4 protein-coding genes are annotated in these 6,354 nt (G+C 27.7%); all 4 read left to right on the top strand.

What is annotated here, in order from left to right; translation table 11 throughout:
• The first annotated feature begins 95 nt into the window (after window positions 1–95).
• The 4 genes from BUA70_RS11155 (at window position 96) to brxC (ending at window position 6,312) form a co-directional block, all read left to right on the top strand.
• The gene (locus BUA70_RS11155; RefSeq protein WP_072897342.1) at window positions 96–1,280 is read left to right on the top strand and encodes a M20 metallopeptidase family protein; all 1,185 of its coding nucleotides are present in this window, start codon (window positions 96–98) and stop codon (window positions 1,278–1,280) included.
• A 152-nt stretch (window positions 1,281–1,432) separates the two neighbouring features.
• Window positions 1,433–2,032 (top strand): DUF1819 family protein, encoded by a 600-nt coding sequence (locus tag BUA70_RS11150; RefSeq protein WP_072897341.1) that lies wholly within the window; start codon window positions 1,433–1,435, stop codon window positions 2,030–2,032.
• 19 nt (window positions 2,033–2,051) lie between these two features.
• Window positions 2,052–2,636 carry a DUF1788 domain-containing protein gene (locus tag BUA70_RS11145; RefSeq protein WP_072897340.1) on the top strand — a complete coding sequence of 195 codons (585 nt, stop codon included), beginning with the start codon at window positions 2,052–2,054 and terminating at the stop codon, window positions 2,634–2,636.
• Between the two features lie 19 nt (window positions 2,637–2,655).
• Window positions 2,656–6,312: a BREX system P-loop protein BrxC gene (gene brxC / locus BUA70_RS11140; protein WP_072897339.1), complete on the top strand. Its 3,657-nt coding sequence runs from the start codon at window positions 2,656–2,658 to the stop codon at window positions 6,310–6,312.
• The last annotated feature ends 42 nt before the right edge of the window (window positions 6,313–6,354 follow it).

Here is a 6,354-nt window from a genome sequence, read left to right as displayed (position 1 = left end):
TAGTATATAATTTAGATAATATTCAGATTAAAGAGAAGAAAAAGAGATTATTAAATTTTATAATAAATAGTTAATATACTATAGGAGGTGCAAATATGAATAATATTATTAAACAAGCAGAATTAATAAAAGATGATTTAATAAGTTATAGAAGACAAATACATAGTAATCCAGAGGTTGGAACTGAATTGCCAAAAACTAAAACTTATGTAATGAATAAATTAAAAGAATTTGGATATGATCCAATAGAAATTTGCGAAAGTGGTATAGTGGCTACTATAGAAGGAAATAAATCTGGAAAAACATTTTTATTAAGAGCAGATATGGATGCGCTACCTATGACTGAAGCTACTGAATGTGATTTTAAGTCAACTAATGGATGTATGCATGCCTGTGGTCATGATATGCATACTACAATGCTTTTAGGTGCAGCTAAATTACTTAAAGAAAATCAAGATCAAATTGAAGGTACCGTTAAGTTAGTATTTCAACCAGATGAAGAGGGTTTTACAGGAGCTAAAAAAATGATAAAATCAGGAGTCCTTGAAAATCCTAAAGTTGATGCAGCGATGGCTATGCATGTACATTCAGGAACACCTTCAAATGTTGTATTATACGGTTTAGGAACAGGATTAGCTGGATGCAATAGATTTAGAATAATTGTAAAAGGAACTGGATGTCATGGAGCCATGCCAGAAACAGGTGTTGATCCTATAAATATAGCCGCTCATATATATATATCTTTGCAAGAAATAATAAGTAGAGAAATCCCTGCAACTGAACCAGCAGTATTAACAATTGGTAAATTTCAAGGTGGAGATGCACCAAATATAATACCTGAACAAGTTATTATGGAAGGAACAATAAGAAATCTAGATAAGGATTTAGGTGATTTTATATTTAAGAGAATGAATGATATAGTAATATCAACGGCTAAAATGTTTAGAGGAGAAGCTAAATTAATAGAGTTATCTTCAGTACCACCATTAGCAAATGATAAAGATTTAGCAAATGAAGTTGGAAATTATATAAAAGATTTAGTTGGTGAAAAAGCTGTTATTTCATTTGAACATGGAGGCATGGGGTCAGAAGACTTTGCATCTTATTCTTATGAAGTACCAAGTGTTTATTTTATGATTGGTGCAGGAACTAAAGAAGAAAATCCTTTATATGGAGCACCAATGCATAATGATAAAGTTGTATTTAATGAAGATATACTAGTAACTGGAGCAGCTATATATGCATATAGTGCTATTATGTGGCTAAAAAATAATAGATAATTAAGATAAAAACCATCTGTTAACAGATGGTTTTTATTTTAATTATAATCTGAGAAAAAATAAATTTATCATATTTAATGTAATAATATATATTTTTATTAATAGATGGTATAATAATTAATACAAAGTGGACCACGGAGGCGATATTTTAAATGGAATATAAATCTACAATTAAGTCGAGATCGTATTTGTATAAAGAGACTAAAAAGGCTTCAAGTCTTATAAATAAAGGCTTAGAAGTTGATTTGTTAAAAGAAAAGTCGTTAGAAGATAATATTTTTCAGTTAGAAAGTCAAGCTAGAAAGAAGGAAGTTGCATCAATAATTGTTGCAAGATTAAAAGATCTAGATAAATATATTATAGATAAAATTGAGAATAGTAATGTGGAAACATCAAAGATTTTGGTTTTATATGCAATATTAAAAACAGATAGATTGTTTTTTGAATTTATTAATGAAGTTTATAAAGAAAAAATATTATTAAAGGATTTATTTATAAAAGATAAAGATTTTAGTGTGTTTTTTCAAAATAAGAGAGAACAAAGCGAAAAAGTTGCATCATGGTCAGAGTACACTTTTAAGAAGTTAAAACAAGTTTACATAAGGATTCTTTTTGAGAGTGGACTTATAGTTAATCAAAAGGGAGATAGAAAAATCAAAATTCCTATAATTGAAAATGAAGCAAAGGACTACTTATATAGTATCGGAGATGGTGTTTACTTAAATGCAATACTTGGAATAATCAATTATTAAATGATAGGTGGTTAATGGAGTGAAAGATATATATCAAAGATTGGATGAGATATTACCTAATATAGTTGAACCTGACTTTAGAAAAAACAAAGGATTAGGTAATGAAATTGGATTTTATATATTTGATTATAATCCAGAGGAAGAATTATTAATTAGAGATAGAGTTAAATTTATAAAAGAAAAGGCTAAGTCAGCCTATGGATTAAATATTGTTGAATTTGATTTATATGAAATTATAATAGAAACATTAATTGAGTTTGGATATTTAGAGCGCTGTTTTAAAATGGAGCAGGATAAAGGTAGTGAACATGTACTTTTAAAGGCAATAAAAACATGTTTAAGAATTACTGAAGATGATGATTTATTTTTAGAGTACATTGGATCAAGGCTTAAAGGTGCGGATATAGTATTTTTAACTGGTATTGGTAAAGCGTGGCCTATAATAAGGTCACATACTATATTAAATAATCTTCATAGAATTGTTGAGGAGCAACCATTAGTAATGTTTTTCCCAGGCACATATGATGGGGGAACACTTATGTTATTTAACCAATTAAAAGATGATAACTATTATAGAGCATTTCAATTAATAGACAAATATTAAGGTATAGAGGAGTATATTTATGGACATAAAATTAAAATCAATGTTTTATAAACCAATTGATAGAGATATTAAAGGGGTAATTAAAGTAGGTCAGGCTGATGATGAAAATATTAAGCAAGAATTAGAAGAATATGTTGTAACTGGAGAGTTAAATAAACATATAGATAGATTCTTTGAAGCCTATAAGACAGGTATTATAGGAAATACTGATAAAAATGGAGTTTGGATTTCTGGATTTTTTGGAAGTGGTAAGTCACATTTCTTAAAGATATTATCCTATTTATTAAAAAATAAAAGTATAGAAGGAAAAAACGCTATTAATTATTTTGATGATAAGGGATTAGATAGTTTTATATTAGCAAATATGAAAGCAGCAGGAGATGTTTCAAGTGATGTAATTCTATTTAATATAGATTCAAAATCGGACTCTAAAAGTAAATTAAATAAAGATGCAATAGTTAATGTATTTAATAAAGTTTTCAATGAAATGCAAGGATTTTGTGGTACTATGCCTTGGCTTGCAGACTTAGAAAGACAAATGGCTAAGGATGGAGTTTATGAAAATTTTAAAGAAAAGTTTAAAGAGATAAGTGGTGGAGAATGGGAAAAGTGCAGGTCTAATTTCTACTTTGAAGAAGATGCAATAGTAGAAGCATTAGCAGAAACTACTAAAATGAGCATAGATGCCGCTAGAAATTGGTATAACAAGGCTGAAAATAATTATTCATTAAGTATTGATGATTTTGCTACTAAGGTAAAGGAATATTGCAATTCAAAGGGTAAAAATCACCATGTTGTATTTTTGGTGGATGAAATTGGACAATATATTGGAGATAATACTCAACTTATGCTTAACCTTCAAACAGTTGTTGAGGATTTAGGTACTAAATGTCAAGGTAAGTGCTGGGTTATAGTAACTTCACAAGAAGGATTAGACGAGTTTACAAAGGTAAAAGGAAATGACTTTTCTAAGATTCAAGGTAGATTTAATACAAGATTATCTTTATCATCAGCAAACGTTGATGAAGTTATTAAGAAGCGTATACTTAGAAAAACAGAATGCGCTGAAAGTCATTTAAAAGCATTATACGAGCAAAAAGAATCAATAATAAAGAATCTTTTAACTTTCACTTCAGATACAGCAGAAATGAAGTTATATAAGAATAGTGAGGATTTTGCAGAAATATATCCTTTTATACCATATCAATTTAATTTACTACAATCAGCATTTAATGGTGTAAGAGAACATGGAGCATCTGGAAAGAGTTTATCTAAGGGAGAGAGATCTCTTTTAGGTGCTTATCAACAAGTTGCAGTAGATTATATGGAAAGTGATTCTAATATATTAGTTCCTTTTTCAGCATTTTATAAAACCATAGAAACTTTCCTAGATTCATCAATAAGATCTGTTATTATGAATGCAGAAAAAAATGATAGATTAGATGAATTTGATGTAGAAGTATTAAAGTTATTATTCTTAGTTAAATACGTAAAGGAAATTAAAGCGAATATAAACAACCTAGCAACTTTGCTAGTTGATAATATAGATGCATCTCATAGAGATTTGACATTTAAAGTTCAAGAGTCATTAAAGAAGTTAATAAGGGAAACATTAGTACAAGAGAATGGAGAAGAGTATGTATTCCTTACTAATGACGAACAGGATGTTAATAAAGAAATAAAGAATATGAATGTAGATAATGGAGAAATTATACAAAAGGTTGGAGAAATTATCTTTGATGATATATATAAAGATAATAAATATAAGTACTCTAAAAAATATATGTTTACATTTAACAAGATAGTTGATGATAGAACAAGAGGTCCACAAAATAATGAAATAGGTGTTAGAATAACAACTGCTAATTTTGATTTAATAGGTGGAGGTGGTACTTCCCAAAGTGAATTAAAACAACTATCTATTAGAGAAAATAATGTAATAGTTAATATTGCAAGATATGATAATTTTTTAGATGAAATAAGAAATGTATTAAAAATAGATGCATATTTAAGATTAAAAGGTGGCTCAAAGTCAACTTCTACTATAGAGGATATAAAAACTAAGAAAAGTAGAGAAAGAGAAGACAGGCTAAAAAGAGCAAAACTTTTAATTGAAGAAGCAATAAGAACGGCAGAAATATATGTAAACGGAAGTCTTTTAGATATAAAAGAAAAGGGTGCTGTAGATAGAGTAAATGAAGGGCTAAAAGCTTTAATAGATTCTAAATATAATAAGTTAAATTATATAAAGGAATTTAAAGAAACTACAAAGGATTTATTTGATATTATAGATGCTAAGTTAGTTAAAATGACTATGATAGATGTTGATCCTAACAGACTTGCAATAGATGAAATAAAAACACATATAGAAACAAGTACATCAAGAAACCTTCAAGTAACTGTTAAAAGTGTTATAAGTAAATTTTCAAATGCTCCATATGGATGGAAAGAGATAGACATTCAAGGAGTAATAGTAACTTTATTTAAAAAGCAAGATATAAAGGTTCTTTTAAATAATGAGGTATTAGCACCAAATAACAGAGAAGTTGTTAATTATGTTAATAAGAGAGATTATGTAGATAGGGTTATTTTAAAGATTAGAGAAAAAGTTCCAACTAAGTATATAGAAGCATTAAAGGATTTAAATAAAGATTTATTCGGGTTTTCCTCTATGCCAAGTGATGAAGATGGAATGATGAGTTTATTTAAAGAACATAGCAGAACAGAATTGTATAGACTAGAAGTAATGTTAAATAACTTTAGTATAACAAGTAGATATCCTGGAGAAGAGATATTAAAGAAGGGCAGAGAACTATTTAAAGATATTATAGAAGTTAAGGATACATTAGAATTCTTTAAGAAAGTGTACGGCTTAGAAGATGATTTCTTAGACTATATAGATAATGTTGATAACATAAAGGGATTCTTCTTTAAGAAAGAAAATGGAACTATTGATACTTCGTCTAAGGGAGAACAAAGATTAATATTCGATAGTGCAATAGAAAAGTTAAGAAATTATGATGAAAACAAAGAGTATATAGTAAATGATGAAATTAAGGAAATAGTTGAAGAAATAAAAACTATTTTAAGAATGAAAGAGCCATACTCTAAAATACCAACTATTCCACTATTAATAGAAAAGTATAATAATAAGATTTTATCATTATTAGAAGAAGAAAGTATTCCTGTTCTTAGATTTATTCAAATATGTAAGAAAGAAGTTATAGAGACTTTAGAAAACTATGACTTTGAGAGTAAGTTCTTTAATGCAATAAATGAAGAATTTAATAATTTAGTAACTAGAACTGAAAAGGCTAATAGTTTTGCAGTGCTTTCATCAATGTCAGACCTTTCAGATAAGTTAAAATTAAAGTGGATTAAAGAAATATTAGCAGAAGATGAAAGACAAAAGAGATTAAAGGCTAAAGAAATTGAGTTAGCAAATAATATTAAAGAACCTCCTATAGCAACAGAAGGAAATGATACAGGATACATTGCAGAGCCAGTTAAACCAGAACTAGAGATAGTAATAAAAACTAAAACTTTAAGTATGAGAGAATTAGTTAAAGGACAGAAGGTTATAAAAAATACTACTGATATAAATGAAGTTGTTGAAGCATTAAGAAAGAAGCTAATAGAAGAATTAGAGAAGGATACTATTATAAATTTGATATAATTACTTGTATGTGAACTAAGTTGAAAATTAATAGGGAAGTAA

Source organism: Clostridium fallax, from assembly GCF_900129365.1.
GTDB classification, from domain to species: domain Bacteria; phylum Bacillota; class Clostridia; order Clostridiales; family Clostridiaceae; genus Clostridium_AH; species Clostridium_AH fallax.
The sequence above is the reverse complement of the archived record's forward strand: the minus strand, read 5'-3'. Positions and strand labels throughout refer to the sequence as shown.